23 protein-coding genes, 1 tRNA gene and 5 pseudogenes are annotated in these 26815 nt (G+C 58.3%); 8 read left to right on the top strand and 21 right to left on the bottom strand.

Annotation, left to right across the window (positions count from 1 at the left end):
- Position 1 precedes the first annotated feature (1 nt).
- The 3 genes from E0E29_RS02025 to catA are packed head-to-tail and all read right to left on the bottom strand — an operon-like array spanning position 2 to position 1370.
- Positions 2-316 carry a TIGR04076 family protein gene (locus E0E29_RS02025; protein WP_130848413.1) on the bottom strand — a complete coding sequence of 105 codons (315 nt, stop codon included), beginning with the start codon at positions 314-316 and terminating at the stop codon, positions 2-4.
- A complete protein-coding gene (locus E0E29_RS02020; protein ID WP_130848412.1) occupies positions 313-723 on the bottom strand; it encodes a peptide deformylase in 411 nt (136 codons plus the stop codon). The genes E0E29_RS02025 and E0E29_RS02020 overlap by 4 nt, the downstream gene beginning before the upstream one ends.
- A complete protein-coding gene (gene catA, locus E0E29_RS02015; protein ID WP_130848411.1) occupies positions 720-1370 on the bottom strand; it encodes a type A chloramphenicol O-acetyltransferase in 651 nt (216 codons plus the stop codon). The genes E0E29_RS02020 and catA overlap by 4 nt, the downstream gene beginning before the upstream one ends.
- A 416-nt stretch (positions 1371-1786) precedes the next feature.
- Here catA and E0E29_RS02010 point away from each other — a divergent pair, with 416 nt between their 5' ends.
- Together E0E29_RS02010 and E0E29_RS19175 are read left to right on the top strand one after the other, a co-directional pair.
- Complete coding sequence (locus E0E29_RS02010; RefSeq protein WP_130848410.1) at positions 1787-2929, top strand: exonuclease SbcCD subunit D; 1143 nt, start codon at positions 1787-1789, stop codon at positions 2927-2929.
- A pseudogene (locus tag E0E29_RS19175) lies at positions 2926-3084 on the top strand (AAA family ATPase); the annotation flags it as partial. The gene E0E29_RS02010 and the pseudogene E0E29_RS19175, both read left to right, overlap by 4 nt.
- Here the strand turns inward: E0E29_RS19175 and E0E29_RS02000 are convergent.
- From E0E29_RS02000 to E0E29_RS01990, 3 genes are all read right to left on the bottom strand, one after another.
- Complete coding sequence (locus tag E0E29_RS02000) at positions 3081-3650, bottom strand: IS66 family transposase zinc-finger binding domain-containing protein (protein ID WP_242622389.1); 570 nt, start codon at positions 3648-3650, stop codon at positions 3081-3083. The pseudogene E0E29_RS19175 and the gene E0E29_RS02000 sit on opposite strands and share 4 nt — an antisense overlap.
- Before the next feature lie 96 nt (positions 3651-3746).
- Positions 3747-4103, bottom strand: a complete 357-nt coding sequence (gene tnpB, locus E0E29_RS01995) for an IS66 family insertion sequence element accessory protein TnpB (RefSeq protein ID WP_130848408.1) — start codon at positions 4101-4103, stop codon at positions 3747-3749.
- 51 nt (positions 4104-4154) lie between these two features.
- The gene (locus tag E0E29_RS01990) at positions 4155-5021 is read right to left on the bottom strand and encodes an IS110 family transposase (RefSeq protein ID WP_130848407.1); all 867 of its coding nucleotides are present in this window, start codon (positions 5019-5021) and stop codon (positions 4155-4157) included.
- Positions 5022-5438: 417 nt separating this feature from the next.
- On the opposite strand from E0E29_RS01990, the gene E0E29_RS01985 reads away from it, so the two are divergent.
- Positions 5439-6485: a Fic family protein gene (locus E0E29_RS01985; RefSeq protein ID WP_130848406.1), complete on the top strand. Its 1047-nt coding sequence runs from the start codon at positions 5439-5441 to the stop codon at positions 6483-6485.
- 149 nt (positions 6486-6634) lie between these two features.
- Here E0E29_RS01985 and E0E29_RS01980 read toward each other — a convergent pair whose 3' ends face one another.
- A complete protein-coding gene (locus E0E29_RS01980) occupies positions 6635-7069 on the bottom strand; it encodes a DNA mismatch endonuclease Vsr (RefSeq protein ID WP_130849047.1) in 435 nt (144 codons plus the stop codon).
- Between E0E29_RS01980 and E0E29_RS01975 the strand changes: the two are divergent.
- Together E0E29_RS01975 and E0E29_RS19380 are read left to right on the top strand one after the other, a co-directional pair.
- Positions 7062-7827: pseudogene (locus E0E29_RS01975) on the top strand (IS5 family transposase). The gene E0E29_RS01980 and the pseudogene E0E29_RS01975 overlap by 8 nt on opposite strands.
- 701 nt (positions 7828-8528) lie before the next feature.
- Positions 8529-8609 (top strand): annotated as a pseudogene (locus E0E29_RS19380) (excisionase); the annotation flags it as partial.
- Between the two features lie 54 nt (positions 8610-8663).
- On the opposite strand, the pseudogene E0E29_RS01960 reads toward E0E29_RS19380, so the two are convergent.
- A pseudogene (locus E0E29_RS01960) lies at positions 8664-8846 on the bottom strand (IS66 family transposase); the annotation flags it as partial.
- On the opposite strand from E0E29_RS01960, the pseudogene E0E29_RS01955 reads away from it, so the two are divergent.
- Positions 8845-9135: pseudogene (locus E0E29_RS01955) on the top strand (sigma factor-like helix-turn-helix DNA-binding protein); the annotation flags it as partial. The pseudogenes E0E29_RS01960 and E0E29_RS01955 overlap by 2 nt on opposite strands.
- A 342-nt stretch (positions 9136-9477) precedes the next feature.
- Positions 9478-10755, top strand: a complete 1278-nt coding sequence (locus tag E0E29_RS01945) for a tyrosine-type recombinase/integrase (RefSeq protein ID WP_130848405.1) — start codon at positions 9478-9480, stop codon at positions 10753-10755.
- A 430-nt stretch (positions 10756-11185) separates the two neighbouring features.
- On the opposite strand, the gene E0E29_RS01935 is transcribed toward E0E29_RS01945, so the two are convergent.
- The 7 genes from E0E29_RS01935 to metF all read right to left on the bottom strand — a co-directional run bounded on the left by E0E29_RS01935 (position 11186) and on the right by metF (position 20168).
- A tRNA-Pro gene (locus tag E0E29_RS01935) sits at positions 11186-11261 on the bottom strand.
- Positions 11262-11830: 569 nt separating this feature from the next.
- Positions 11831-12748: a homoserine O-acetyltransferase MetA gene (gene metA, locus E0E29_RS01930; RefSeq protein WP_130848403.1), complete on the bottom strand. Its 918-nt coding sequence runs from the start codon at positions 12746-12748 to the stop codon at positions 11831-11833.
- A 745-nt stretch (positions 12749-13493) separates the two neighbouring features.
- Entirely contained in the window at positions 13494-13661 is a 168-nt protein-coding gene (locus tag E0E29_RS01920; protein WP_130848402.1) for a late competence development ComFB family protein, read from the bottom strand.
- 86 nt (positions 13662-13747) lie between these two features.
- Positions 13748-16093 (bottom strand): S-layer homology domain-containing protein, encoded by a 2346-nt coding sequence (locus E0E29_RS01915; protein WP_165449759.1) that lies wholly within the window; start codon positions 16091-16093, stop codon positions 13748-13750.
- Between the two features lie 132 nt (positions 16094-16225).
- Positions 16226-18607, bottom strand: a complete 2382-nt coding sequence (locus tag E0E29_RS01910; protein ID WP_130848400.1) for a homocysteine S-methyltransferase family protein — start codon at positions 18605-18607, stop codon at positions 16226-16228.
- A 36-nt stretch (positions 18608-18643) separates the two neighbouring features.
- Positions 18644-19291, bottom strand: coding sequence for a Vitamin B12 dependent methionine synthase activation subunit (locus E0E29_RS01905; protein WP_130848399.1), 648 nt, complete (start codon positions 19289-19291; stop codon positions 18644-18646).
- Positions 19284-20168, bottom strand: coding sequence for a methylenetetrahydrofolate reductase [NAD(P)H] (gene metF / locus E0E29_RS01900; protein ID WP_130848398.1), 885 nt, complete (start codon positions 20166-20168; stop codon positions 19284-19286). Before metF ends, E0E29_RS01905 begins: the two co-directional genes overlap by 8 nt.
- 138 nt (positions 20169-20306) lie before the next feature.
- Here metF and E0E29_RS01895 point away from each other — a divergent pair, with 138 nt between their 5' ends.
- Complete coding sequence (locus tag E0E29_RS01895; RefSeq protein ID WP_165449758.1) at positions 20307-20801, top strand: phosphatase PAP2 family protein; 495 nt, start codon at positions 20307-20309, stop codon at positions 20799-20801.
- A gap of 51 nt (positions 20802-20852) precedes the next feature.
- On the opposite strand, the gene E0E29_RS01890 is transcribed toward E0E29_RS01895, so the two are convergent.
- From E0E29_RS01890 to E0E29_RS01865, 6 genes are all read right to left on the bottom strand, one after another.
- A complete protein-coding gene (locus tag E0E29_RS01890) occupies positions 20853-21548 on the bottom strand; it encodes an ABC transporter ATP-binding protein (protein WP_130848396.1) in 696 nt (231 codons plus the stop codon).
- Complete coding sequence (locus E0E29_RS01885) at positions 21535-22383, bottom strand: ABC transporter ATP-binding protein (protein WP_130848395.1); 849 nt, start codon at positions 22381-22383, stop codon at positions 21535-21537. Before E0E29_RS01885 ends, E0E29_RS01890 begins: the two co-directional genes overlap by 14 nt.
- Positions 22376-23548, bottom strand: a complete 1173-nt coding sequence (locus tag E0E29_RS01880; protein WP_130848394.1) for a branched-chain amino acid ABC transporter permease — start codon at positions 23546-23548, stop codon at positions 22376-22378. The genes E0E29_RS01885 and E0E29_RS01880 overlap by 8 nt, the downstream gene beginning before the upstream one ends.
- A gap of 15 nt (positions 23549-23563) precedes the next feature.
- The gene (locus tag E0E29_RS01875) at positions 23564-24439 is read right to left on the bottom strand and encodes a branched-chain amino acid ABC transporter permease (RefSeq protein ID WP_227603048.1); all 876 of its coding nucleotides are present in this window, start codon (positions 24437-24439) and stop codon (positions 23564-23566) included.
- Between the two features lie 174 nt (positions 24440-24613).
- On the bottom strand, positions 24614-25828 hold the full coding sequence (locus E0E29_RS01870) for an ABC transporter substrate-binding protein (RefSeq protein WP_130848392.1): 1215 nt from the start codon (positions 25826-25828) through the stop codon (positions 24614-24616).
- 350 nt (positions 25829-26178) lie between these two features.
- Entirely contained in the window at positions 26179-26793 is a 615-nt protein-coding gene (locus E0E29_RS01865) for a TetR/AcrR family transcriptional regulator (protein WP_130848391.1), read from the bottom strand.
- Between the last annotated feature and the right edge of the window lie 22 nt (positions 26794-26815).

Genomic DNA, 26815 nt, shown 5'->3' with positions numbered 1-26815 from the left:
CTCAGTCCGCATCCTCGTCCAGGGCCTCCACCAGAAAGCTCACCGGACGAAAGCCGTCGTTGCAGGAGAGCATGGCGGAGCGGGGGTTTTTCATCCAGCCGTCGTAGAAATTCTCGCCCCCGTGGCTCAGGGCCAGCACAAAGGGGGAGAGGGTGTCCCAGGCGCTCTGACAAAAGCCCTCCGGTTTTTCCCAGCCGTTGGTCACAAAGACCTGTCCCACCTCCATGTCGCAGGCGTGGGAGATGGGATTTTCGTATTGAGTCATCAGGTCCTCGTACCGTGTGATGCGCATCACAGTGATCCTGCACTTTTTCATATGATGATACCCTCGCAGTGGTCGATCTCGTGCTGGATGATCTGGGCCGTCCAGCCGGTGAAGGTTTTGAGCCGCTCTTGAAATTTCTCGTTCTGCCAGCGCACCTTGATGGACTTCCAACGCTTGGCCGGGCGAACGCCGGTGAGGGAGAGACAGCCCTCCTCCGTGTCGTAGGGGCCGGATTTTTTGACGATCTCCGGATTGAACATGACCATATAGGTCCCCTCGTTGTCAAAGGCGATGATGCGCTTGTTGACGCCGATCATGTTGGCTGCCATCCCCACACAGCCGGCCTTGTGGTGCTCCAGCGTCTCCAGCAGGTCGGCGGCAACGGGAAGATCGTCCGGTGTGGCGGGTTCCGCTTTCTGGGCCAGAAAGGCCTCGTCCTTACAGATGTCTCGGATCATGGTTCCTTCTCCTCGTGTACTTGAGTGCCGTCCAGCCGTGTCTGGAGGCCGTTGACAAAACGGCACAGGTGGAAGCCGTCGCATACCGCGTGGTGTACCTGCACCGCCAGGGGCAGTAAGGTCTTGCCGCCCGTTTCCTGATACCTGCCCATAGTGAAGATGGGCAGCAGGTAATCGTAGCCCTTCTGCAGGTTCAGATTGAACCCCTCGAAGCTGGCCCACGGGAGCATGGACACAGGAAACGTGCTCTCCGGCGTGCCGGGCTTGGCCTCCATGCCGAGATTCCCGCCATACTGAGCCATGTCACGCCGGTAGGCCTCACAGAAGGCCTCATAATCGGGGGTGTATTCCGTCCAAAGGTTGGAGAAGGTCTCGCTTTCCTTGTGAAAGATGGTGTAGCAGGGGTGCATTCGGTCATAGATCCACAGCTGTCCTGCCCCGTCCAGCGCCGTGCGGAACTCCTCATGGAGGTTCACCTCTGTGGCGATGTGGTAGAGCATGGTCGGATACAGCTTCTGCCCCTGCTGACGGAGCCTGGTGATGTCCAGCTGAAAGACGGCACTGTACGTGCACGGGACCTGGGAAAAATAGTGGTCAAAATACTCCTTGCGGGCCCAATGTGCCCGGTCAATGGGGGTAAAAGTCATTTCACCTGTTCCTCCTTGGACTGCTTCGCGCCCTCTGGACGGGTTTGCCCGGCCTTTCCTCTGCTCGGACCGGCAGGATGCCCAGCGCCTTCTGATGGGGCAAAGCAGTTCTTCTTCAACTATCATAGGCGGGAACCGTTCTTTCGTCAATATAAGGCAATTCCTTTTCTATCGGACGTTGCGGCAAAGACGTATGTATGCGCCCTCTGACACGGCGCTGAGGACGGGCATGTCACGGCGGTATGTTCCAGCATCCGGCCATGGAGACCCTTTGATGACAGATTGGAATTTCTCTCCCTTGCTGAGGAGGGGGCGATTCAGTATAATGGGAAAAACTGCATTTCAAATGTAAAGCAGATCTGCATTCTCCAACGCTGTATGAACGCCATCCTGTCGTCATATTAGGAGGGATTGCGATGAAATTGATTCACCTCTCCGACCTGCATCTGGGCAAGCGGGTCAATGAGTTTTCCATGCTGGAGGACCAGCAGTACATCCTCACGGAGATCCTACACATCATGGACGAGGAGCAGCCAGACGGGGTCCTGATTGCCGGGGACGTCTATGACAAGACTGTGCCGTCCGCGGAAGCGGTGGCTCTGCTGGATGACTTCCTGGTGCGGCTGGCCAAACGGGACCTCCAGATCTTCCTCATCAGCGGCAATCACGATTCTCCGGAGCGCATGGCCTTCGGCAGGCGGCTGATGGAGGGGAGCGGTGTCCACCTGGCCCCCGTCTATGACGGCAGGGTGAGCCCCATCACCCTGACCGACGCGTACGGCACGGTAAATTTCTATCTCCTGCCCTTTGTAAAGCCGGCCCATGTGCGCCGGTGCTTTCCCGAGCGGGAGATCACCACCTATACCGACGCCCTGGCCGCAGCCATTGAAGCCATGGGCGTGGACCCGGCCGGGAGAAATGTGCTGGTGACCCATCAGTTTGTCACCGGCGCCGACCGGTGCGACTCAGAGGAGCTCTCCGTGGGCGGGACAGACAATGTGGATGTGTCCGTTTTCGATCCCTTTGACTATGTGGCCCTGGGGCACATCCACGGGCCTCAGCGGGTGGGCAGGGAGACGGTGCGCTACTGCGGTACGCCCCTCAAGTATTCCTTCTCTGAAGCCGGGCATCAGAAGTCCGTGACCGTAGTCGAGCTGGAGGCAAAGGGGTCGGTGTCGGTGCGCACAGTGCCCCTTGCCCCCCTGCGGGATCTGGTGGAGCTGCGGGGGACCTATGAAGAACTGACCTTCCGGGGGTTTTATGAGGGGACGAGCTATCAGAAGGACTATGTCTACATCACCCTCACGGATGAGGAGGACGTCCCCGACGCCATGCGCAAGCTCCAGATCATCTACCCCAACCTGATGAAGCTGGACTATGACAACAGGCGCACCCGGGCGGGAGCCCGCCTGGATGGGGCGGAAGATGCAGAGCAAAAATCGCCTCTGGAATTGCTGGAGGAGTTTTACGAAAAGCAGAACGGGCAACCCATGGGCGAGGAGCAGCAGGCCTTTGCCCGGGCATGGATGGAGCGCATCTGGGAGGAGGATGAGAGATGAGACCGCTGAAATTGACGGTATCCGCCTTCGGTCCCTATGCCGGGAAGGTGGTCATGGACCTGGAGCGGCTGGGGGAACAGGGGCTTTACCTCATCACCGGAGACACCGGCGCAGGCAAGACCACCATCTTTGATGCCATCACCTATGCGCTCTACAGCGGCGCGTACATGACGAATTTCTGCGTCATGATATGGGCCACCGCCTCCGGAGAGGCAAAGCTGCCTAGGCAGAGCGTCGGCTGTTTGGGTGTTTTCCGGAGATTGCCTTCGCCTGTTTCCGCCTCGCACTGCTTGCAGGCGTAGGTGTAGTACACATCCTCCCGGATCCAGAACCGGGCCGGCTCCATCTTCAGGCTCCGGTGCACCTCTTTCCCAATCTCCTCCATCACGGCACCGCAGGTATCACAGGTGCGCTCTTCTTCGCAAAGGCGGTGCTCCACCACTTCCGTAGGGGTTCCCTCCGGCACGATATCCAGTACATTGCCGCTGTGCCGCTTGCGGGCATGGGCCTTCACCGCCACCTGTTCCGCTGTGGCATTTTTCGTCCCATAGGCGTAGGCCTCCGCCTCATTTGCCATGAGAGACAGTTGGTCCATCAGGCCCTCCTGGAGCCGCTCTGAGGATGTGCCAAACTGCCGTTTTTTTGCAAGACCAAGCTGCTCCAGAAGCCATTGGTTCTGGAGCTTCAATTCTTCATATTCCGCCCGTGAGATGGTCACCATTTCCGGGGTGCTTGCGGCAGTCTTCTTCTCATTTCCCATAAGAAAATGATACCACAAAACGGGACAAAAAACCAGTGTTTTCAATGCTTTCCGGTATTATATTGCGCTCAGACCGCTCACTGCTTTGTTTGCCTTCGGCTGCTCTGTCTTCAGCCCCTCCATCAGCCAGCGGTACTGTTGAGGTGTTAAGGCCTGCACTTCCTCCGTGCTCCGAGGCCATTGAAAACTGCCGCTCTCCAGGCGCTTATACAGCAGTAAAAAGCCGTCTCCCTCCCAGTACAGCGCCTTGAGCCGGTCCCGCCGCCGCCCGCAGAAGAGAAACAGCGCCCGCTGAAACGGGTCCATCTGGAACTGGCTCTTTACCAGAGTGGCCAGTCCATCAATGCCCCGCCGCAGGTCTGTGTATCCGCAGGCGATGTACACCGGACAGCTGCAACTAAAATCGTTCAGCATATGAATGTTTCATATTAGGAAAACACACTGCCAGAAATGATGTGGCGGGCATCAGCCCGCCGCGGCGGGAATTTCAGAAATGTTAATTTCAATGTATTCGGCAATTCTGCGAAACTCGTCAGCAAACTTGAATTTCACGCTGATAGCGTCACGGGACGCCTCCACTGTGTGGAGGACTCGTATCGCTTCCGTAATGACGATCTGCGTGGATGGTGCATTGGGAAGCACAGGGATACCGTTTTGAGCTGTGGCAAAGATGAGTGCTGCCATACGTTCGCAATTGCGGTATCCCTTTTTTCCCGCCCATTTGCAATAATCCTTCCGAAAGCGCGTTTCTCCCATTTCGAGGATGTGAGTGGTGTGACGATACCGCAGGACAAAGTCCGAAAGCTTGTGCCGTCCGGCATGGTCGTTCATGAGCTCCTGCATACCGGGCAAAACCTGGTCACAGATGGCGTTAAAATCGACCTTTGCCTTGATAAGGAGGGAGGTCATCTGGTAATACTGCCGCGCCAGAAGCTGAAGCTCCCGATATGTATCCTCCGGCAGCTTGGTCGGTTGAAGCTCCTGCCAATAGGCCAGACCGTACAAAGCGATCTGCATGGCGTCGATTCGATCGGTCTTCACCTTGCGGATACTTTGTGAGCAAAACCGCTTCATCCGCAGCGAATTGACGACGGAGACGAATATTCCGTTCTCCAACAAAGCAGCTACCACCGGGCAATGGTAGCTGCCGGTGCTTTCCAAAACGGCACGAACCTCTTCGCCGCTGCCGCGCAGCAGCGATACGAGCTCCGACATCCCTTCCCTCGTGTGCTGAACTTCAAACGGAGCGTACACGATTTCTCCCCCTGGCTTCATTCCGCACACTGTACTTTTTCCTTTGGACACATCGATCCCGATACTGAGCATGGGCATTCCTTTCTTCCTGATAAAATATTGCAATGCTTTCGCACCGGCTTATTACGATTCAATTTGGTTCGTGACGCGCACGCGGCATAGCCGGAGCAACCTGCTCAATCGAATCTTTATAACAAGAGGGCGGAGGACTGTTTACAGCTCGAGCGCTTGGCTCATCAAAGAAGCCGTCCATCCATTGCCCTCCCATTATAACAAAAATAAGCATAGCCTCCGAGGCTTCCTATACGCTTCGGGTGCTATGCTTATTTTGTACCAGACAAAGAATAGGCGGGAAGATAGGCAGAGGTGCTTTCCTTATTCTCTGAGTATAAATCCCTTAATACAGGCATAATAGTAAGGGATTTATGGCGCAGCCCATTGACTATTCCCTTATTTTATGTTACCATTTAAGGAAAAACGAGTGGAGGTGAGGGAATGAGAACCTTCAATTACTCCGCAATCAAGGAACAGAAGTGGGACTCGGATGTTCTTGGTTTGATTGCGGCTATATACAAGGAAGCCGGCAAGCAGGAGCTGTATTTGAAGCAGCGCCCGGAGGAACTCGAAAAGCTCGTGGAGATTGCCAAGATACAGAGCACTGAGGCATCGAATGCCATTGAGGGCATCGTTACCACGAGCACCCGAATCCGGCAGCTCGTCGAGGAGAAAACCACGCCGAGGAACCGAGATGAGCAGGAGATCGCCGGATACCGCGACGTGCTGAGTATCATTCACGAGAGCTTTGACGCGATACCAATTACGCAGAACTATATCCTGCAGCTTCACAAAATCCTCTACAGCCACATGAATAACCCGCTTGCGGGCCGCACAAAAAGCGTGCAGAATTATATCACTGCCACCTATCCGGACGGTCATGTGGAAACGCTGTTCACCCCGCTTGCCCCTTATGAAACGCCGGAAGCGCTGGACAGAATCTGCGAGGAATACAATCGTGTGATTGGCAACATGGAACTGGAGCCGTTGATTGCAATCCCGGTTTTCATCCATGACTTCCTGTGCATTCACCCGTTCAATGACGGCAACGGACGAATGAGCCGATTGCTCACAACGCTGCTTCTGTACCGAAGCGGATTTTATGTCGGCAAGTATATCTCCCTTGAAGCCAAAATCGCCAAAAACAAGGACCTGTATTACGACGCGCTTGCACAGGCGCAAACTGGCTGGCACGAAGGCAATGAGGATGTAGTGCCCTTCATCAAGTACCTGCTGGGAACGATCCTTGCCGCCTACAAAGACTTTGAAGATCGTGTGGCGCTTGTGGAAACCAAGCTGTCCGCATTGGAAATGGTGCGCAGAGCAAGCAAGAATAGAATCGGGCGGTTCAATAAGCAGGACATCCGGGAGCTTTGCCCGACGCTCAGTGACAGTTCCATTGAGGGGGCCTTGCGCAAGCTGGTCGCAGCCGGAGAATTGAAAAAAGAAGGTCGTGGGAAGAATACCTGCTATTTCAGGCTGAATTAGATATCCTTCAATAAAAATAACATTTTAGAAGACCGTACCTGTTCATATGAGCAGGTACGGTCTTTTTGATAAAAGTAGCGAAGTTAGCATCCCAATAGGCAGAAAAATTGTTGTCACACAATTGCTTTTCTTGGAGAAATACAAAACTTTTAGTCGCTGTTACCATATGACTGCCGCTGCACGATGCAATGTACTAAGAGATTGAGTGTCTCTTCAGCTGTTGATCGTTTCAGTTCACATTCCCAAACTACAATCACATTCCATCCGAGCTTGGCGAGGAGGGCGTGATTTTTAGCATCGCGCTCAATGTTGGAGCCTATTTTCTTTTTCCAAAATTCCGCATTGTTCTTAGGCCACACAAAATAGTGACAACCCTCATGCCCATGCCAGAAACAACCGTTTACAAAGATCACCGTCTTATATTTGGGAAGAACAATATCCGGTTTTCCTGGAAGACGAGCGTCATTTTTTCTGTATCGGAATCCTTGAGAAAACAAGTATTTTCTGACAAGTTCTTGTGGTTTAGGCCTTGTTTGAAAAATAAAAGTTGCACAAGAAACCAAGTTATGCGAAGCTATGAGCATGAAACGATATGAATTAACAAAAGAACAATGGGAACGAATCAAGCCGCTGCTGCCACCGGAAGAAACGGGAAAGCGGGGTCGTCCCCGGAAGGATAACGGGATCATGCTCAACGGAATGCTCTGGATCGTCCGGAGCGGTGCGCAGTGGCGTGAGCTGCCGGCGACCTATGGTCCTTGGCAGTCTATATACGCAAGATTCGCCAAATGGCGGAATGAGGGCACTCTGGAAGCGGTATTCCACACACTGTCTGCGGACGCGGATATGGAGAACCTGAGCATGGACTCCACTTGCGTAAAGGTGCATGAAAGCGCAAATGGCGGGGAAAAAAACGGCGGATAAGGCGGTTGGCCGTACCAAAGGCGGGTGGAACACAAAGCTCCACGCTGTCGTAGACGGTCTGGGAAACCCGGTGGAGTTCCTTCTCTCCGCTGGAAATGACCACGATTCGGTTCACGCTGTTGAACTGCTGAAAAAGGTCAGAATCGGCGGGAGTGCCGTGCTGGCAGACCGGGCCTATGGTGCCCGGACGATTCGGGAATATATCTCAGCGCACGGGGCCAGCTATGTGATCCCGCCGCAAAGCAACGTTTCCGATCCCTGGCCGGTTGACTGGCATCTGTATAAAGAACGCCATCTGGTGGAGTGTTTTTTCCAGAAAATCAAGTGGTTTCGCAGAATCGCCACCAGATATGACAAGTCGGATGCTTCCTTCCTAGCCTTTGTGTATCTTGCCTCCATCGCTATTTTGTTGCTTTAGCACAATCTCCGCCTTTTTTCAAACAAGCCCTAGTATCCTTTCCACGAATACGGGACATATTATAGCTTCTGGTTTCCGGAGAATGGACATCGGCCATAACAATCCCCCATTTCAATTAGTCTTTGTAGTAGTCTTTCAGTTTTTGACGACATATTCTCGTAATCGCAGCTTTATTGGATATGTCAATCGTGCTCCAGATGTCCGGAGAAACAGAAAATACATGCGCGTCTTCGTTATAAAAGAAAAAGCCGCTCTCTATTAATGCCTTTACGGGGTTAGAAAGAAGATTTGCGATTATTTGTGCATCGGTCACATCGTCTCTCAGATATATACACTGTTTCTTCTCAATTGCCAGTCCTTGTGCTTTCCTATTTGAATAGTATTCACGAAAATAGACCGCAGCATTTTCAATAGAAATACAGCCATCCCGGTCACCATAGTGAAGTAGTGCCAGAATTAAAATTGGTTTATAAGGTAACCGTCAAATCTCCCTGCGCATAAAAAGGCCGCCATCTCAGTGCCTGTGCATTGAGATGGCGGCCTGCAGTTCTATTATGATTTAGGACTTCTGCATTCCTGGGGTGCGTTCACCGGGAGGAAAGATTCGGCCCAGGCTTCATCCGTCTGGCTCATGTCAGGCGCGTTGTGCNCCCACTTTCACAAAAAACAACCTTTGTTTTGAAAAGAAAGGGGGCCATGTTATGAGTAATACCGATGTGCCTATTTGGGAAAAATACACGCTCACCATTGAGGAAGCGTCCAAATATTTTCGGATCGGGGAAAACAAACTGCGTCGGCTTGCCGAGGAAAACCCCACCGCTGGCTGGGTGATCCNTTGCGGTCTCAATCAGGCTGTAGATCACAGCGCTGGACTGGGCGCCGGCCGGGGTGTTGGAAAAGAGCCAGTTCTTCCGGCCCATGACGAATGGCTTAATGCTGCGCTCGGCACGGTTGTTGGAGAGTTCCAGCCTGCCGTCCTCCAGATAGCGTACCAGATAGGGCCACTGCTCCCGCAGATACCATGAGGCGATAGATTATCTGCGGGAAATGAAGTGCCGCCGCGACCGTGAAGTGTCGCTGGACGCTCTTTCCCCGGCTGATTGGGACAAGATCTCGACCGTAGATCGGTATTCCTGCGACAGCTTTACATTCAGTTCGCATGGGTATGACCTACATATCGACAACGAGCTTGTGGCCGAGGCATTTGCCAGCCTGCCAAAAGACGAGCAGAGTATTTTGATTCTCCGCTTTGTTCTGGATTTGACTGACGAAGAAATTGGCCGCCTGATGGGAATGTCCCGCAGCGCANTGGCTCCTGCACAACGCGCCTGACATGAGCCAGACGGATGAAGCCTGGGCCGAATCTTTCCTCCCGGTGAACGCACCCCAGGAATGCAGAAGTCCTAAATCATAATAGAACTGCAGGCCGCCATCTCAATGCACAGGCACTGAGATGGCGGCCTTTTTATGCGCAGGGAGATTTGACGGTTACGGTGATCCTGAACGGCAACCGCATCCAGATCAAGCGGAAGCAGTTTGAAAAAATCATTGATTCCCTTGACACAATATAGTGAAAAAGGGCCTTGCGCGTGTTATAATAGGTTATAAGCGTGTCAAGGCTCTTTCCGTCATGGAAAGGAGCATGACGAAATGCCAAGAAAAGAACGAGATGAAAAAAGACGGGACAACAAAGGCCGCCTTTTGAAGTCTGGAGAGAGCCAGCGATCAGATGGAAGATACGCTTACAAATACATTGACACCTTTGGAGAACCCCAGTTTGTTTACTCATGGAAGTTAGTACCCACCGACAAAGTACCTGCCGGGAAGCGGCCCTGTCTTTCCCTGCGCGAGAAGATCAAGCAGATACAGAAAGACCTTGACGACGGGATCGACACCATCGGCAAGAAAATGACCGTGTGCCAGCTTTATGAAAAGTACACCCGGGAGCGCGGGAATGTGCGGAAAGGAACCCAAAAGAGCCGCCAGCAGTTGATGAAACTTCTGTCCGAAGATAAGCTGGGCGCGGCCAGCATTGACAGCGTGAAGCTGTCCGACGCGAAAGAATGGGCCTTGCGTATGCAGGAAAAGGGCGTTGCCTACAACACCATCTGCAACAGCAAGCGTTCCTTAAAAGCCATCTTTTATATGGCCGTACAGGATGACTGCCTCCGCAAGAATCCCTTTGACTTCCAGATCAATGAGGTTATCAACGACGATACCGTACCAAAGGTGCCGCTTACCCCTACACAGGAAAACGAGCTTTTAGACTTCATGCAGAACGATCCCGTCTATGCCAAGTATTATGACGAGGTGGTGATCCTGCTGGAAACCGGGCTTCGTATTTCCGAACTCTGCGGCCTGACGCCCGCTGACCTGAATTTTGAGAAGCGCTTTGTGAATGTAGACCACCAGCTTTTGAGAAGCACCGAGGACGGCTACTATATCGAAGCGCCAAAAACAGAAAGCGGATTCCGCCAAGTGCCGATGAGCGCAGCCGCCTATGAAGCGTTTGAGCGCGTGTTAAAGAAGCGCAGGGACGGCAGGTGCATTGAGGTTGACGATTATAAGGACTTCCTGTTCCTGAACCGGGACGGCCTGCCCAAAACCGCCGTCAACTATGACGCCATGTTCAAGTGCCTTGCAAAGAAGTACAACAAGTGCCACAAGGAGCCGCTGCCCGATGTGATGACGCCGCACACCATGCGGCATACATTCTGTACCAGAATGGCAAACGCGGGCATGAACCCCAAGGCATTGCAGTACATCATGGGACACGCCAACATTGTAATGACGCTGAACTATTATGCCCACGCTACTTTCCATTCCGCACAGGAGGAAATGGAACGGCTGCAAGCCAAGGCAAAAACCACCGCAGAGGCCAAGCCGGAGCCTGTGGCGGAAAGCGCCGAGGAAACCAAGGCGGCATAAGTAGTACGCAGAATTTACTACTGCTTTTACTACTTTTGAGAGCGAAAACATGAGGGGTAATAAAAAGATTTGTGAGGTTCTTCCGATATGAAAAGTGCCGGAAAAGCCCGGAATAACGGGCTATACCGGCATATAAGAACATCTAAAGAGATAATTAGAAATCTATTAAATGATTCTTCAAAAAAATTAAACTGTGCGCTGTTTTGTTTAGCAGCGCACAGCTTTAGTTGATTATCCCCCAAAGTTGCGTTACATAGGAAGTTAGTCCACTGAACCCAGGTCGGTAGACGCATGTGTGCCAAAAGCAAAAAGAAAACCGTCAAAGAAACTGCTCCTTGACGGCTTATAATATATCCTCGGAAACCATTGGGCTGAAAGTGCTTGAAAGGAAATAAACAAGGACGGTTATTCTATCCAAATAACCGTCCTTTGGTCCGAGTGGAGCGATTCGAACGCTCGGCCCCGTGAACCCAAATCACGTGCGCTACCAACTGCGCTACACCCGGATATTCAGTTTTTGCCATTATAACACGCCACAGGCGAAAATCAAAGATTTTCCTGTCTGTGGTCATTCCTGTGGTCAGGGCCGCTTTTCGGTCCTGTTTCGCAATCCGGAGAAATCCCGCAAACGCCCGTGCCGCAAGGCTTTCCGGGCTTCGCCTTCTCAGGTCGTGGATGAAGTCCACGGCACTCCCAAAGCAAGCGCGCTACCAACTGCGCTACACCCGGTTATGGAATTGTTTTATCTGTGGTCTTTCATGTGGTCTTGGTCGTTTTTTGACCAATGGCTTTGCGGAAATGGTTCCCGCTTATGGTAGTGTCCCAGCGAGTTGCGGGGTTGCGGTTTTGTCCTCATGGATGGGCGGGATATGCTCCCAAACCAAGCGTGCGCCCAACTTGTACTACACCCAACTATATTGAGGAGAAATTATGCTATAGAATCCACACGGCTAAACTACATGCCCCAATATCTATGCGGGACATAGGAGAAGTATAATATATTCTCGCTCTCTTTGCAAGCAAAAAAACGGGTGTTGTCAATAGTAAACTGACAACACCCATTTTGAAGATAAAATCAATGGACTTCAGAAATATCGTAAGGTGTGGTCTGATATACGTAGTAATTGAGCCAGTTGGTATAAAGCAGCTGGCCAGCGCTTCTCCAGCGGACGATGGGGGGACGGGAGGGATCGTTGTTAGGGAAATAATGATAGGGCACATGAATGGGTAACCCCTTGTCCCGGTCCCGGAAATATTCTTTGGCCAGTGTGTCTGGATCATACTCGGGATGGCCGGTAATAAAGAATTGCCGGGAGTCCACGCTTTTTACAGCAAAGACGCCTGCATCTCCGGAGACAGAGAGCAATTCCAAACCGGGGGTAGCCCTTATGTCGCTCTCATAGACTTCAGTATATCTGGAATGGGGAGCCTGGAAGACATCGTCAAAGCCACGGAAAAGAGGGGAGTTGGGTTTCAGGACCCGGTGGTCGAACACGCCAAAGAGCTTTTCCGGCAGAGAACGCTTCTCGATCCCATAGTGAAAATAGAGGCCGGCCTGGGCACCCCAGCATATGTGGAGCGTAGAGTGGACATGGGTCTTAGACCATTCCATGATTTCACAGAGCTCATCCCAGTAGTCCACTTGAGTGAAGTCCAGGTTCTCCACTGGAGCGCCAGTAATGATCATGCCGTCATAACGCCGGTTGCGAATTTGATCAAAGGTAGTGTAAAAGGAGGACAGATGGTCCTCGTCGGTATTATGAGACTGATAGCTGGAAGTGCGCAGCAACTCTACCGTTACCTGAAGAGGTGTGTTGGAGAGCTTGCGCAGGATTTGGGTCTCGGTCACGATCTTCGTAGGCATCAGGTTGAGGATCAGGACATTCAGAGGACGAATGTCCTGATGCATGGCCCGATATTCTGTCATGACGAAGATATTCTCGCCTTCCAGTGTCGTGCGGGCGGGAAGGGAGTCTGGGATTTTGATGGGCATAGATGGGACCTCCCTGTTATGCAATGGGAATTACAAGTATTAACGAAGTATAAGACTTCTAATATATAAGTAAAGAGTAACACAATCTGCCGATGCCTGCAATGGGAGGATTGGCGGACAGATGTCCACTGTAAAGGACAGGAGAAGAAAAAATGGAAAATATGAAAAAAGGTGTTGACAATACGGGGACGATCTGATATATTAACGGAGCGCCTGACGAAAGGTACTGAATCCAGTCGATGATGAGAAGAAATTCTCTGAGACTTGAAAAAAGTTCTTGACAAGAGCTCAACGATCTGGTAGACTAAATGAGTTCGCATAAGACGCAAACGAGTTAAGCACTCTGAAAACTTCGAAAGAAGCTGAAAAAAGTGCTTGACAAGCACCACGGGATGTGGTAAAATAAAGACCCNAGCCATAGTATTCTGCGACTTCCCGCTGTGTTTTCCCCTCTGCCAACATGGCCTTGATCTCTGGTAAAAGCATTTGAACGTGTGTGTAATTTCGTTTCTTCATGACAAAACCCCCTGATGTAGTCTATTTTCCTACATCAGGGGGGCTTTTGTCACTGTCCGTTTTTACTGGATCTGTTCAGCGCTCTGCCCCAGGGCGGGTCCTTTTTGACTGCGGCTGTCGTATGATCAGACGGGATGGCGGGGATGCTTGGAGATCAAGAGCGCAGCCTCGCTGAGGGCGGCGGTGACGTCAGCCTGGGACTGCAGGGCGCAGTTGCTCAGCTTGACCATCAGCCGGCGTGGAGAGTGGACACATAGTGCGGAGGGAGGTGGTTGAGGGCATACGCAATCACATCGGTCCGGCAGACATCGCAGGTGCAGCAGCCCTGCGATGCCATGACGGAATCCACATTCTGGAGGACGATCTCCTCCATCAAATTCTGAACATTCTGAGACATTGCAAAATCGCTCCTATTACTAGATGATCGGATAAAATGGCACAGGGCCCCGCTCCCCAAAAAGCGAGACCCTGCGCGAAGTGCTCTTACTGGCGGAGAATGATGGTGGCCTGGAAGATGGTGCCGCTATAAGCGCCGTTGACCTCGATGCTGTCACCGGTGTCCAGGTCCCGGAGGACCAGGGTGCCGCCGGTGGAGGCGTTGAGGATGACGGCGGAGGAGGGGACCTCCACGGTGACCATCTCCTCGCTGCCGGTGTCGGTGGTGGCCCGGAGATAGATGATGTCCTCGGAGTAGTCCACGTAGAGGATGGTGCCCGAAACCTTGTTGCCGGTATTGACGGCCTGCTGGAGCTCGATGGCCACGACCTGGTCGCCGTTGACGGCCAGCCCCAGCTTATAGCCGGGCTTCAGGGAGGAGAGGGCGACCTCCTTGTTGTTCTGGGTGACGGAGACGGAGTTGTCCACGGTGTAGGAGACCTCTTCACCATCGGAGAGGAGCATCTCCAGGGTGTAGCCGCTCTTTTCCTGGATGATGCGCTCCACGGTACCGGTGAGGTTGACATTCTGGGTGGTGGCCTCGATGCGGGTCACATCGCCGTAGCGGACGGTGAACTCCACCTCGTCGCCCACCCGGAGCTTATCCACGGTGGAGTCCTCATCGTCCCGCTCCACGACGGGGGGATCGGACAGGTCCACCTTGAAGCTCACCTTGGTGCCATCCTTCTGCGTGACCACGAAGGTGATGGTGGTGTCGGTACCGGAGCCGAAGGTCCGCTCACTGATGGTGCCCTCGGTGGTGGTGGAGCTGGGGTAGGCCTGGATCATGGTGGCGTCGTCACTCTCGTTGAGGAGGATGGTAACGAAGTCGTTCTTGTCCAGGTCCTTGAGGCGGGTGGTCTCCCCGTCGTAGGTGATGACGGCGGAAGAGGTGACGTCGTAGGTGGCGGTGCGGTCGTTGGACAGCCGGGTGATGGAGATGGTGTCGTCAGAGGAGTCCACGGACTTGATGACGCCCTGGACATAGTTGGACTTGGTGTCCACGGAGACCGACTGGACGGAGGCGTCCTCATCCAGCAGGCGGAGGATTACGTAGCTGTCCTTGAGGGAGCTGCTCAGAGAGTCCACCAGGCCGTCCACGGTGATGGTGGCGTCGGAGGGGATGGTGTAGGTCCGGGTGACGCCATCAAAACCGATGAGCTGGATGGTGGCGTTGGCGGAGCTGGTAGAGGCCTTGATGTAGTCGGAGAGGATGCCCTCCACGGTGGAGGTGCCGCCGGTGAACTGGATAGCCACCAGACGGCCCTGGTCGTCCAGCTTGCACACGGCGGTGGTGTAGTTGGCGCCGGAGTCCACAATGGAGTAGTCGCCGGTGGTCTTGGTTCCGATCTGGACCTGGGTGAGGCGGTCCATGGTGAGGAGCCGGCCGGTGCCGTCGGCGGTGACGGCTACATTCTTGCCGTCGATGCCGTTGACAGTGGCGGTAAAGGTCTCCAGCTCACCGCTGACCCGGACGGCGAAGGGTGTGCCGGAGCTGTCCAGGCAGACCCGGGCATGGCGTCCGTTCTTCAGGGCGGAGGAGGTGGTCTCCATGTTGTTCTCATAGATCTTCACGTTGGCGGGCAGGGTGACGGTACCGATGGCGGCGCCGGTGAGGTCGCTGTTCAGGGAGAGCTGGATGACACCGTTGGTGGTAGAGACCGAGGAGATGACGCCCTGACGGAAGGCGTAGTCGGTGTACTCGGGCAGGTCGGGAGAGGTGCCGTGGGCCTGCATGTAGGCGATGGCCCGGGTGAGCATGGTGGCCATGACGGCCCGGGTGACGTTCAGCTTGGGGCTGAAGTCGTTGAACTCGTCGCCCTCCACGATGCCGTAGACGTGGAGCAGGTACACCGAGGGCTTGGCGTCGGCGGAGATGGAGGAGGCGTCATCAAAGGTCAGAGGATAGGAGGTGAGCCGTTCGGCCATGGGGCCCAGCTGCATGGCACGGACCAGATAGACGGCCAGGTCCTCCTTGGCAATGGGGTCGGTGAGGTCGCCGGACTGGTAGAGGCTCTTCAGGTCGGAGGTGGTGAGGATACCGGTGGCCAGACAGATGGAGAACTCCTGATAGAACCAGGTCTGCTCGTTGTTGAGCGTGGTCTTCACCGTGTCATAGTAGTCGGTGGCGATATCCATGGTAGTGCTGGAGTCCAGACCCACGGTCCGGGCGCACAGCGCCAGGGCTTCAGCGGTAGTGAGCTGGTTTTCCGGCTTGAAGTTGCCGTCCTCGTAGCCCTTGAACATCCCGGCGGCCGTCATGGCCTCAATGTAGCTCTTGGCCCAGTGGCTCTGGATATCGGGAAAGGTGGTGGCGGCGGATGCGGGCAGAATGGTCGCGGTCAGGACCATGACCAGCGCCAGCAGGCCGGAGAGCAGTCGTTTCACTTTCATGCGTGACACCTCCATGGGCATTTGGTGGTCGGCCGGAGCGGTCGACATAAGCTTCTAACATCCAGTATACCGTCCGCGTTGGAAAAAAGCAACTGGAAGTATGTCGGTTTCCACAAAAACCCACGGGAGAGATCAGCCGGCTTCGGTGACACCGTCGGCGTAGCGCACGTCGCTCATGGCGTCCTTCCCGTAGAAGTCGGCGCCCATCCGCCGGGCGTAATCCTCCGTGAGGACGGCGCCCCCCACCATGACCTTGCACCAGGGGGCCTCACGGCGGAGGAGGTCGATGGTCTCCTCCATGGCTCCAACGGTGGTGGTCATGAGGGCGGAGAGACCGCAGAAGGCGGCGTGCTCTCGGACCACGGCGTCGGCCACGGCCTGGGGGGAGACGTCCTTCCCCAGGTCCACCACCTGATAGCCGTAGTTCTCCAGCAGCACCTTGACGATGTTCTTGCCGATGTCGTGGACGTCCCCCTTCACGGTGGAGAGGACCACCTTGGCCTTGGCGGCGGGGCGCTCCCCCTCTTTGGTCATGGCCCCCCGGAGAAGCTCAAAGACGGCCTTGGCCGCCTCGGCGCTCATGAGGAGCTGGGGGAGGTAGAGTTTGCCCGTCTCGAAGGCGGCGCCCACCCGGTCCAGAGCGGGGATGAGCCCGCCGTCGATGAGCTCCATGGGGGCTTTGCCACCGTCCAGGGCCGCCTTGGCGGCGGCTACGGCGCTCTCCTTGAGGCCGCGCTCCACGGCGGCGCCCAGGTCCATGCCGGCGGCAGGCGCGGCGGGCGTGGGGGCGGGGGCGGTCTCCCCAGCCATGGCGGCGATGTAGTCCTGACAGTTGGGGTCCAGCCCCTTCAGGGCGCAGTAGGCCCGCAGGGCGTCGGTCATTGGGGCGGAGTTGGGGTTCAGAATGGCGGCGGACAGGCCGTGCTCCAGGGCCAGCAGGAAGAAGGCGGAGTTGACCGCCTCCCGCCGGGGCAGGCCGAAGGACACGTTGGAAACCCCCAGGCTGGTGCGGCAGCCTAGCTCCCGGGTGATGCGCTCCACCGTCTCCAATGTGACGGCGGCGGCGCTCTGGTCGGCGCTGATGGTGAGGGCCAGGGGGTCGAAGATGAGGTCCTCTTTGGGAATGCCGTAGCTGGCGGCGGTGTCGATGATCCTTTGGGCAATGGCCACCCGCTCCTCAGCGGTGGCGGGGATGCCGTTTTCGTCCAGGGTAAGGGCGATGGCGGTGCCGCCGTATTGTTTCAGGAGGGGGAAGACGGCGGCCATGCTCTCGGCCTTGCCGCTCACCGAGTTCACCAGGGGCCGGCCGTTGTAGCACCGCATGGCGGCGGCCATGGCCTCCGGGTGGTTGGTGTCGATCTGGAGGGGGAGGTCGGTGACGGCCTGGAGCTCCTCCACCGTCCGGGGCAGGAGGGCGGGCTCGTCCACCTCGGGGAGGCCCACGTTCACATCCAGTACCTGGGCCCCCTTCTCCTGCTGCTCGATGGCCAGCCGGAGAACGTAGTCCATATCCCCCGACCGGAGGGCTTCCTTGAGCCGGGGCTTGCCGGTGGGATTGATGCGCTCGCCGATGAGCACGGGCTTTTCCCCAAAGACCACGGTGCGGGCGTAGGAGGACACCCAGGTCCGGTGCTTGGGGGCAACGGGCAGGGCGGGCAGGTCCCGGCAGTGGGCCGAGAGGGCCCGGATGTGCTCCGGGGTGGTGCCGCAGCAGCCTCCCGCCACCCGGAGACCGGACTTGACCAGCTCCGCCATGGCGGCGGCAAAGTCCTCGGGCCCCACCCGGAAGTGGGTGCAGCCGTCCACACATTCGGGGAGGCCGGCGTTGGGCTGGATGAGCACGGGAAGGGAGGTGAGGCGGAGCATCTCCGGGAAGAGGGCGGCCATCTGCTCGGGGCCCAGACCGCAGTTGAGGCCGATGGCGTCCACCCCCAGGCCCTCCAGCAGGGCCACGGCGGAGGAGAGGTCGCCGCCGGTGAGCATCCGCCCGGTCTGGTCCAGCACCACCGAGACGAAGATGGGCAGATCGCAGTTTTCCTTGGCGGCCAGGACGGCGGCCTTGGCCTCGTAGAGGTCGCTCATGGTCTCAATGAGCACCAGGTCGGCCCCGGCGGCGGCACCCGCCCGGACGGCGGGGGCGTAGGCGGCCACCGCCTCCTCAAAGGGCAGGTCTCCCATGGGGCGCAGCAGACGGCCGGTGGGGCCCAGGTCCAGCGCCACAAAGCCGCTGCCGTGCTCGGCCACGGCCTCCCGGGCCAGGGATACGGCGGCGGTGACGATCTCCTCCACCGGATGGCCGGCGAGCTTGACGGCGTTGGCGCCGAAGGTGTTGGTGGTGACGATATCGGCTCCGGCGGCCAGGTACTGGGCGTGGACGGTCCGGACGGCGTCGGGCCGCTCCAGGTTCCACAGCTCCGGCTCATAGCCGGCGGGGAGGCCGGCGGCCTGGAGCATGGTGCCCATGCCGCCGTCGAAAATGAGCACCCGACGGGCCAGTTCTTCTCTGATGTTCATGGGTGGACTCCTTTATCTATGAAATGGTATGGGTGCTCAGCCCTTCCGGAAGGCGCAGTCGGTCTTGCCGCAGGCGGCGCAGCCGGTGGGAGGGCACCAGGGGGTGGGGGAGAGCCCCACCACGGCGGTGACCGACTTGGTGGGGGTGAGCATCATGGTCTCGGTGGCGGTGAGGCCGATGCGCTTGGAGGCCTCCAGGGCCTCCAGCAGGGGGCGCTGAAAGGCGATGGGGAAGTCGCCGTAGCCGGGGCTGAACCGGGGCCGGAGGAAGAGCCCTTCCGGGGCGACTTCATGGGCCAGACCGTCGCAGCACTCATCGCAGTAGGCCTCCAGTAGGGAGGCGGCACAGGCCTGGAGGATGACGGCCCGGCTCACCTGGGTGACGGCCGAGCGGCGGAGGAGCCGGTCGGTCTCCGCCCCCAGGGTGGCGGCGAAGAGATACACCTCCCCGCAGCTTTTGAGGTGCCGGGCCAGGTGGGCGCTGGGGATGACCATACCGGCGCAGGTCACCATCCCGTTTTCCACCGTCAGTGGAAAACGGCGCCACACCGCCCTTGGGCGGGCAGTGGCCTCCAGCTCCGCCCCGCAGGAATGGAGGGTGTCCTCCAGCTGTTCGTCCACATTGCCGCCGGGGCGGTGGAGCCCCAGATACCGGCGGGCCTCCTTCCAGTCGATCTCAGCCATGGGGACGGAGGATGCAGGAGAGGTTGTCCATGATCTTGGCGGCCACCTCCGGCTTGTTCATGGTGTAGATGTGGATGTGCTCCACGCCGTGGGCGATGAGGTCCAGGATCTGTTCGGTGGCGTAGGCGATGCCGGCCTGGCGCATGGCGGCGGGATCGTCGCCGAAGCGGTCGGCGATGCCCTGGAGCCGGGGGGGCATGACGGTACCGGAGAGCTCGCAGGACCGGCGGATCTGCTGGACGGTGATGACGGGCATGATGCCCGCCACGATGGGCACGGTGATGCCCTTGTCCAGGGCCCGGAAGAGGAAGCGGTAGAGCACGTCGTTGTCGAAGAACATCTGGGTGGTGAGGAAGTCGGCGCCGGCGTCCACCTTCCGCTTCAGATTGTCCAGGTCGGTGGTAAAGTGGGGGCACTCCACGTGGCCCTCGGGGTAGCAGGCGGCGCCGATGCACAGGTCCTGCCCGCCGGGCAGGGAGCGGATGTGGGCGATGAGCTCGTTGGCGTAGTGGTAGTGCTCCGGGGAGGGGAAGGAGGTGTCCTGGGGGACGTCGCCCCGGAGGGCCAGGATGTTCTCGATGCCGGCGGCCCGGAGCCGCTCCACCATGTTGGCCACCTGGTCCCGGGTGGAGGAGACGCAGGTGAGGTGGGCCAGGGCGGGGACCCGGTACACGTCCTGGAGCCGGGCGGCCAGCTCCAGGGTACGCTTGGAGGTGGAGCCACCGGCGCCGTAGGTGACGCTGATGAAATCGGGGGCCAGGGCGGCGGTGTCCCGGAGGACGTCCTCCACCTTGGCCAGGGCGGCGCCGGTCTTGGGGGGGAAGAGTTCACAGGAGACGGTGACCCGTCCCTGGGTGAGCAGCTGGGAAAGTTTCATATCGGTCCTCTCCTTGTTGTTGACTGGGGGATATTTTACCACGGTAAAGCGAGCGGCGCAACGAAAAATTGTATCCGCTCTTGCAATTCGGGGCGTGAGAAGCTATGATGAAAAAACATGACACCTGGAGGTGGACCCATGACAAAAGAACAATACGAGGCCCTGAGCCGGCCCTTCCGGGGGCGGCCCGGCGCTGTGAAGGGGCTGAAGGCCTTCAACCGGGTCCTCACCCTGAGCTGTTATCTCCTCTATCCCGCCCTGCTGCTCTGGGCGCTGGTGACGAAGGACCCACGCCTCCTCCGGCTGGTACTGGTACCGGCGGTCTCCTTTGTGTCCCTGAGCGTGGTCCGCCGGGGACTCAACCGCCCCCGGCCCTATGAGGCCCTGAACATCGTCCCCCTCATCCCAAGGGACAAAAAGGGAGAGTCCTTCCCCAGCCGCCACGTCTTTTCCGTCTTCGTCATCGCCATGACCTGGGGCTGGGTCTGCCCGCCGGTGGGCTGGATTCTGGGCGTGGTAGGCGTGCTGCTGGCCGTTACCCGGGTGGTGGCCGGCATCCACTTCCCACGGGACGTGCTGGTCGGAGCGCTCCTGGGCGTGGCCTGCGGCTGGGTGGGCTTTTATCTCCTGTGAATGGAACATAACAAAGGGAGGACCGTGAAACGGTCCTCCCTTTTGTCGTATTTAGCCCAGGTAGGCCTTTTTGACGGCCTCGTTGTTGAGAAGCTCTTTGCCGGTGCCCCGCATGGTGAGGCGGCCGGTCTCCAGCACGTAGGCGGTGTCCGCGATGTGGAGGGCCATGTTGGCGTTCTGCTCAATGAGTAGGATGGTGACGCCCTGGCGGTTGATCTCCTTGATGATCTCAAAGATGCCCTTGACCACCAGCGGGGCCAGGCCCAGAGAGGGCTCATCCATCATCATGATCTTGGGCCGGGACATGAGGGCCCGCCCCACGGCCAGCATCTGCTGCTCGCCGCCGGAGAGGGTGCCCGCCGCCTGCCAGGACCGCTCCTTGAGCCGGGGAAAGAGGTCGTACACCCACTTGATGTCGTCCTCCAGATTGTCGGTGCGCAGGTAGGCGCCGATCTTCAGGTTTTCCAGCACCGTGAGGTCGGGGAAGACGTGCCGCCCCTCGGGCACCAGGGTGATGCCCTTGGACACGATGCGGTCGGGGGAGAGACCGGTGATGTCCTCCGCCTGGAGGTGGATGCGGCCCAAGGCCGGCTTCACCAGTCCGGCGATGGCCCGGAGGGTGGTGGACTTGCCGGCGCCGTTGGCCCCGATGAGGGTGACGATCTCCCGCTCCGGCACCTCGAAGGAGATCCCCTTCACGGCCTCAATGCCGCCGTAGTTGACCCGCAGGTCGTCAATCCTCAGCATCGTCTGCCACCCCCAAATAAGCGTCGATGACCCGCTGGTCGTTCTGCACGGCCTCCGGTGTGCCCTGGCTGATGAGCCGGCCGAAGTCCAGGACGTAGATCCGGTCGGAGATCTGCATGACCAGGTCCATGTGGTGCTCGATCATAAAGACGGAGAGATTGTACTCGGTCCGGATCTGCTTGATGAAATCGGTGAGCTCCTGGGTCTCCTGGGGGTTCATGCCGGCGGCCGGCTCGTCCAGGAGGAGGAGCTTGGGGTCGGTGGCCAGGGCCCGGGCGATCTCCAGCCGGCGCTGGAGGCCGTAGGGCAGGGAGGAGGCCACCTCGTCCTTCAGGTGGGCCAGGCCCTGCTCCTCCAGGAGGGCCATGGACTCCTCCCGCATCCGCTTCTCCTCCGAGGCGTTGAGACGGAAGGTGGCGGAGAGAAAGTTCTGTTTGGCCCGCATGTGCTTGGCCACCAGCACGTTCTCAAAGACCGTGAGAGCGCCGAAGAGCCGGATGTTCTGGAAGGTGCGGGCGATGCCCTTTTGGGTGATCTGATCGGGGGTGAGGCGGACCACATTGGTGTACTTGCCGTTGTTTTCCCCCTGGTACATGGTCTTCATCTTGCCCTGGGGGTGGTTCTCCACGATGACCTCCCCGGCCAGGCTCACCCGGCCGTTGGTGGGCTCGTATACCCCGGTAACGCAGTTGAAGGCGGTGGTCTTGCCGGCGCCGTTGGGGCCGATGAGGGCCACGATCTCCCCCTGGTTCACCTCCAGGGACAGGTTGTTGACGGCCACCACGCCGCCGAACTGCATGGTGACGTCCTCCAGGCGCAGTACGTTCTCAGCCATTGTGCTCACCAGCCTTTCGGGCGGACTTTTTCGGCCTCGGCCGGAAGAGGTCGGGCAGCTCCTTGCTGCCCATGAGGCCCCGGCGGAAGAAGAGGACCACGATCATGATGATGATGGAGAAGACCACCATCCGGAAGCCGGTGCGGAGGAAGGGGACCTTGACGCCGAAAACCCACGTCTCGGAGTCCAGGAAGCGGAGCCACCACTCGCTGGCCGCCACATAGAGGAAGGCGGCGATGGTGGAGCCGGACACGGAGCCGATGCCGCCGATGACCACGATGAGGAGAATCTCATAGGTCATGGCGGTGGTGAAGGTCTTGGCCTGGGCCTGGTTGGCGAACATGGCGAACATGCCGCCGCCCACCCCGGCGAAGAAGGAGGAGATGCAGAAGGCCAGGCGCTTGTGCTTGGCCAGGTTGACGCCCATAGCCTCGGCGGCGATCTCGTCCTCCCGAATGGCCTTGAAGGCCCGGCCGTAGGAGGAGTTGATGAGCAGGACGATGACGGCGATGCACACCGCGGCGATGAGGAAGGCCACGAAGGTGGACAGGCGGAAGACCACCTGGCCGTCGGCCCCCGTGATGTTGAAGCTGGAGAAGGTGGGGAAGCTCTTGAGGGCGTTGGCGCCGTTGGTGACGGGACCCAGCTTATCCCACTGGAAGACGGCACGGATGATCTCGCCGAAGCCCAGGGTGGCAATGGCCAGGTAGTCGCTCTTGAGCCGGAGGACCGGCAGGCCGATGAGCCAGGCCACCACGGCGGCCACACAGCCGGCCAGGATGAGGGCGATGAGGACGCCCAGCACCAGGCCGGGGACGGTGTCGGCGCCGCCGAACAGGTCGGGCAGGGAGAACTTCACCGCCGAGCCGCCGTAGAGGTAGTAGACGCTCTCACGGCTCTCCACAGGGATGGTGAGGATGGCGTAGGTGTAGGCGCCCAGGAGCATGAAGCCGGCCTGGCCCAGGGAGAAGAGGCCGGTAAAGCCGTTGAGCAGGTTCATGGACACGGCCACCAGGGCGTAGACGGCGCCCTTTTTCAGGGACGTAAAGAGGAGGATGTACTTGGTGGGGTCCAGGGTGTTCTCCAGGAGCACCACCAGGGCCAGCAAGGCCACCACAAAGACCAGGGCGAGGAAGGCGCCCTTTTTGCTTTTCTGTTGCAGCATATCCAAGCGCCCCCTTTACACTTTGTCGGTGGCCTTCTCACCGAAGAGGCCGGTGGGCTTGACCACCAGGATCACGATGAGCAGGGCGAAGGTGAAGGCATCGGAGAAGACGCTCCAGTCGGAGCCCTTGATGATGCTCTCGCAGATGCCGATGAGGAAGGCGCCGATGACGGCGCCGGGGATGGAGCCGATGCCGCCGAAGACGGCGGCCACGAAGGCCCGCAGTCCCGGCAGGGCACCGGAGAGGGGCACGATGGAGGGGTAGTTGGTGAAGTAGAGCATGGACCCCACCGCCGCCAGGAAGGAGCCGATGATGAAGGTCACAGAGATGACGGAGTTGATCTTGATGCCCATGAGCTGGCTGGTCTCGAAGTCCTTGGCCACGGCCCGCATGGCCATGCCCACCTTGGTGCGGTTGATGAGCTGGGTGAGGGCGATGACCAGGATCACCACCAGGATGGGGGTGACCACGGTGACCCACTTGGTGGGGGCGCCCAGGATGGTGACCGACTCGGAGAGAAAGGGCAGGGAGGGGTACATCTGGGGCAGGCCGCCGGTGACATAGGTGGCCAGGTTCTGCAAAAGGTAGCTCACGCCGATGGCGGAGATCATGACGCTCATGCGGGGGGCGGAGCGCAGGGGCTTGTAGGCGGCCCGCTCAATGACGAAGCCCAGCACCACAGTGAGGAGCAGCATCAGGGGCAGACTGGCCATGAGGGGCAGGGACGCGCTGAGGTAGACCATCATCAGGCCGGCCACCATGAACACGTCGCCGTGGGCGAAGTTGATGAGGCGCAGGATACCGTAGACCATGGTGTAGCCGATGGCGATGAGGGCGTACTGTCCGCCCAAGGAAATGCCGGAGAGCAGGATGGATACGGCGTATTGCACAGGGATGACCTCCCTTTCTTTCTCAACTTGGATCGGATCAGACCGTCTCGAAAGCGGCCGGGGGCGGCAGCTTTCGAGGCGGCCCCATCGGGGGCCGCGGATGAGCTGCGGTGCCCAGGTAAGACGCCGCCTGGCGGGGACTCCGCCAGGCGGCATGCATAATGTCGGCAGGGATCAACTGGCGGTCTGGACGGTCTCCAGCGTCCAGACATTGTTGGCGGTGTCGGCGGTCTTGATGTAGGCGGTGTCGCGGACGGCGTCGCCCTGCTCGTCGAAGGCGATGGAGCCGGACACACCGGTGTAGGTGACGCCGGGCAGAGCGGCCTTGACGGCGGCGGGATCGGTGGAGCCGGCGGCCTTCAGGGCCTCCAGGGCCACATAGTAAGCGTCGTAGCCCATGGCGGTGACGGCGGCGATGGTGTCGTTGCCGCCGTTGTTGGTGAGGGCGGTGGAGTCGCCGTTGATGTAGGCCTTGATGCCCTTGTCGAACTCAGGAGAGCCGCCCTCCTGGTAGAAGGTGGACACATAGAGCTTCACGTTGGAGCCGGCGGCGGCCTCCAGGACCATGTTGCTGTCCAGGGTGTCGGAGCCCAGGATGGGGATCTCCAGACCCATGTCGGCGGCCAGCTTCACGATCTGGGTGGAGTAGGCGATGGACACGGGGCAGAAGATAACGTCACAGCCCTCGGCCACGGCCTTGTTGAGGTAGGTGGTGAAGTCGGAGGTGTTGGTGGGGAAGGAGTCCTTGACCACCTCACCGGAGAAGGTCTGCTCAAAGTAGCTGATGAGGCCCTGGTCGTACTCGTTGCCCAGCTCACCCAGCAGGTAGGCCTTCTTGGCGGAGAACTTCTCCTCGGCGAAGTTCACCAGGACCTGGGCCTGGAAGTTATCCAGGAAGCAGATGCGGAAGTAGTAGTCGTTGCCGGCGGTGACACCGGGGTTGGTGCAGGTGACGCCGATGGCGGCCAGACCGGCCTCATCGAAGACGGGGCCGCCGGCCATGGAAACGCCGGAGCCGTAGGAACCCAGCACCAGGGCCACGTCCTGGGCCACCAGGTCGGCGGCGGCGGTGGGGGCCTTGGCGGAGTCGGAGCCGTTGTCGGCGTAGACAAGCTGGACGGTGTAGGTCTCACCGCCAATGTCCACGGTGGGGGTCTCGGTGTTGGCGTACTGCATGCCCAGCATCTCCTGCTTGCCGCCGGGGCCGGAGTCGCCGGTGGAAGGCTCAAAGACGCCGATGCGGACCACCTTGTCGCCGCTGGCGGCGGGGGCGGAGGCCTCAGGGCTGCCGGTCTCAGGGGCGGCACTGGAGGGCGGTGTGCTGGAGCAGCCGGCCAGGGCTGTCAGGGCCAGGGAGCAGGAAAGCGCGAATGCAAGAAACTTTTTCATTGTTGCTGGTTCCTCCTTGTCCGTTCTGTCGGATGAGACAAACTGTCTTCACATAGAGAACGATTGTCCACAGCCGTTGCTTTATTATAGCAATGTGTCAGAGAAAATGCAAGCCGCTTTCCGAATAATGATCAAATATTTTTGGGCTGACGCTGATTTGTCCGCCTTTTTTAGTAAAAATAGCAGGAAAAGCAAGACAATCTTGCATGCAGCGACAAAACAAAGGAAAATGTGCTTGATACATGGACAAATGTCGACAAATCAAAGATGCACGAGGAGACAAGTCCTGAGCGAAAAACAGAGAACGCCCGGAAGAATCCATCTTCCGGGCGTTCGTATGTCTCAATTTATCATTCTGTGTGGCCGTCGGCGGCGGAGCGGTAGTAGGCCAACAGGCGGTGGACGAATTTCCGCATGACGGCAGCCAGATCGTAGGAGCCGTCGCGGGTGCACCAGTTGTAGACCAGGCCGCGGACGGAGATCATCAGGTACTCGGCGATTACCTCGGCGCTGTCATCGCCGGAAAGCGTACCGTCGTCCAAACCCTGCTGGATGATCCCGATGAGCACCCCAACCATGCCCTGATGGGGGTCCCGGCTGAAGAGGGTGTTGTCAGGGTTGTAGAGCAGCTTGGTCATCCGCAGGTCGGTGAGGTCGCTGGAGTAGTGGGCGTAGTAGTCGAAAAACGCCGTGATCTGTTCCAGCGCCGACCCCTGGGTGAGCAGGGGCGCCACTGTCTCGGCAAAGTAGTGGTCGGCGATGCGGTAGGCCTCATAAAAGACCTCCATTTTGGTGGAGTAGTGATTATAAAAGGTACCGATGGATACCTTGGCCCGGGCCACGATGTCCCGGATGGTGATGTCGTTGAAGTCCTTCTCCGTTAGAAGTTCCACCGCTGCATGGAAGAGCTTGTCCTTGGTCTGCTCCGCCTGGAGCTGCCGCTTGCTTTTGTTCTCGGTCTCCATGTCCTCCACCTCGATACGGATC

This window comes from Intestinimonas timonensis (assembly GCF_900626145.1).
GTDB lineage: Bacteria > Bacillota > Clostridia > Oscillospirales > Oscillospiraceae > Intestinimonas > Intestinimonas aquisgranensis.
This window is presented reverse-complemented; position numbering and strand designations above follow the sequence as displayed.

Bases quoted from the DNA above. Each gene is read 5' to 3' on its own strand.
- E0E29_RS02020 (WP_130848412.1), bottom strand. From the start codon at position 723: ATGATCCGAGACATCTGTAAGGACGAGGCCTTTCTGGCCCAGAAAGCG.
- E0E29_RS02000 (WP_242622389.1), bottom strand. From the start codon at position 3,650: ATGGTGACCATCTCACGGGCGGAATATGAAGAATTGAAGCTCCAGAAC.
- E0E29_RS01895 (WP_165449758.1), top strand. From the start codon at position 20,307: ATGACAAAAGAACAATACGAGGCCCTGAGCCGGCCCTTCCGGGGGCGG.
- E0E29_RS01870 (WP_130848392.1), bottom strand. From the start codon at position 25,828: ATGAAAAAGTTTCTTGCATTCGCGCTTTCCTGCTCCCTGGCCCTGACA.
- E0E29_RS02010 (WP_130848410.1), top strand. From the start codon at position 1,787: ATGAAATTGATTCACCTCTCCGACCTGCATCTGGGCAAGCGGGTCAAT.
- E0E29_RS01985 (WP_130848406.1), top strand. From the start codon at position 5,439: ATGAGAACCTTCAATTACTCCGCAATCAAGGAACAGAAGTGGGACTCG.
- E0E29_RS01980 (WP_130849047.1), bottom strand. From the start codon at position 7,069: ATGCTCATAGCTTCGCATAACTTGGTTTCTTGTGCAACTTTTATTTTT.
- metA (WP_130848403.1), bottom strand. From the start codon at position 12,748: ATGCCCATCAAAATCCCAGACTCCCTTCCCGCCCGCACGACACTGGAA.
- E0E29_RS01890 (WP_130848396.1), bottom strand. From the start codon at position 21,548: ATGCTGAGGATTGACGACCTGCGGGTCAACTACGGCGGCATTGAGGCC.
- E0E29_RS01920 (WP_130848402.1), bottom strand. From the start codon at position 13,661: ATGTCTCAGAATGTTCAGAATTTGATGGAGGAGATCGTCCTCCAGAAT.
- E0E29_RS01865 (WP_130848391.1), bottom strand. From the start codon at position 26,793: ATGGAGACCGAGAACAAAAGCAAGCGGCAGCTCCAGGCGGAGCAGACC.
- E0E29_RS01905 (WP_130848399.1), bottom strand. From the start codon at position 19,291: ATGGCTGAGATCGACTGGAAGGAGGCCCGCCGGTATCTGGGGCTCCAC.
- E0E29_RS01990 (WP_130848407.1), bottom strand. From the start codon at position 5,021: ATGCCCATGCTCAGTATCGGGATCGATGTGTCCAAAGGAAAAAGTACA.
- E0E29_RS01915 (WP_165449759.1), bottom strand. From the start codon at position 16,093: ATGAAAGTGAAACGACTGCTCTCCGGCCTGCTGGCGCTGGTCATGGTC.
- E0E29_RS01910 (WP_130848400.1), bottom strand. From the start codon at position 18,607: ATGAACATCAGAGAAGAACTGGCCCGTCGGGTGCTCATTTTCGACGGC.
- tnpB (WP_130848408.1), bottom strand. From the start codon at position 4,103: ATGCTGAACGATTTTAGTTGCAGCTGTCCGGTGTACATCGCCTGCGGA.
- metF (WP_130848398.1), bottom strand. From the start codon at position 20,168: ATGAAACTTTCCCAGCTGCTCACCCAGGGACGGGTCACCGTCTCCTGT.
- E0E29_RS01885 (WP_130848395.1), bottom strand. From the start codon at position 22,383: ATGGCTGAGAACGTACTGCGCCTGGAGGACGTCACCATGCAGTTCGGC.
- catA (WP_130848411.1), bottom strand. From the start codon at position 1,370: ATGACTTTTACCCCCATTGACCGGGCACATTGGGCCCGCAAGGAGTAT.
- E0E29_RS01945 (WP_130848405.1), top strand. From the start codon at position 9,478: ATGCCAAGAAAAGAACGAGATGAAAAAAGACGGGACAACAAAGGCCGC.
- E0E29_RS01880 (WP_130848394.1), bottom strand. From the start codon at position 23,548: ATGCTGCAACAGAAAAGCAAAAAGGGCGCCTTCCTCGCCCTGGTCTTT.
- E0E29_RS02025 (WP_130848413.1), bottom strand. From the start codon at position 316: ATGAAAAAGTGCAGGATCACTGTGATGCGCATCACACGGTACGAGGAC.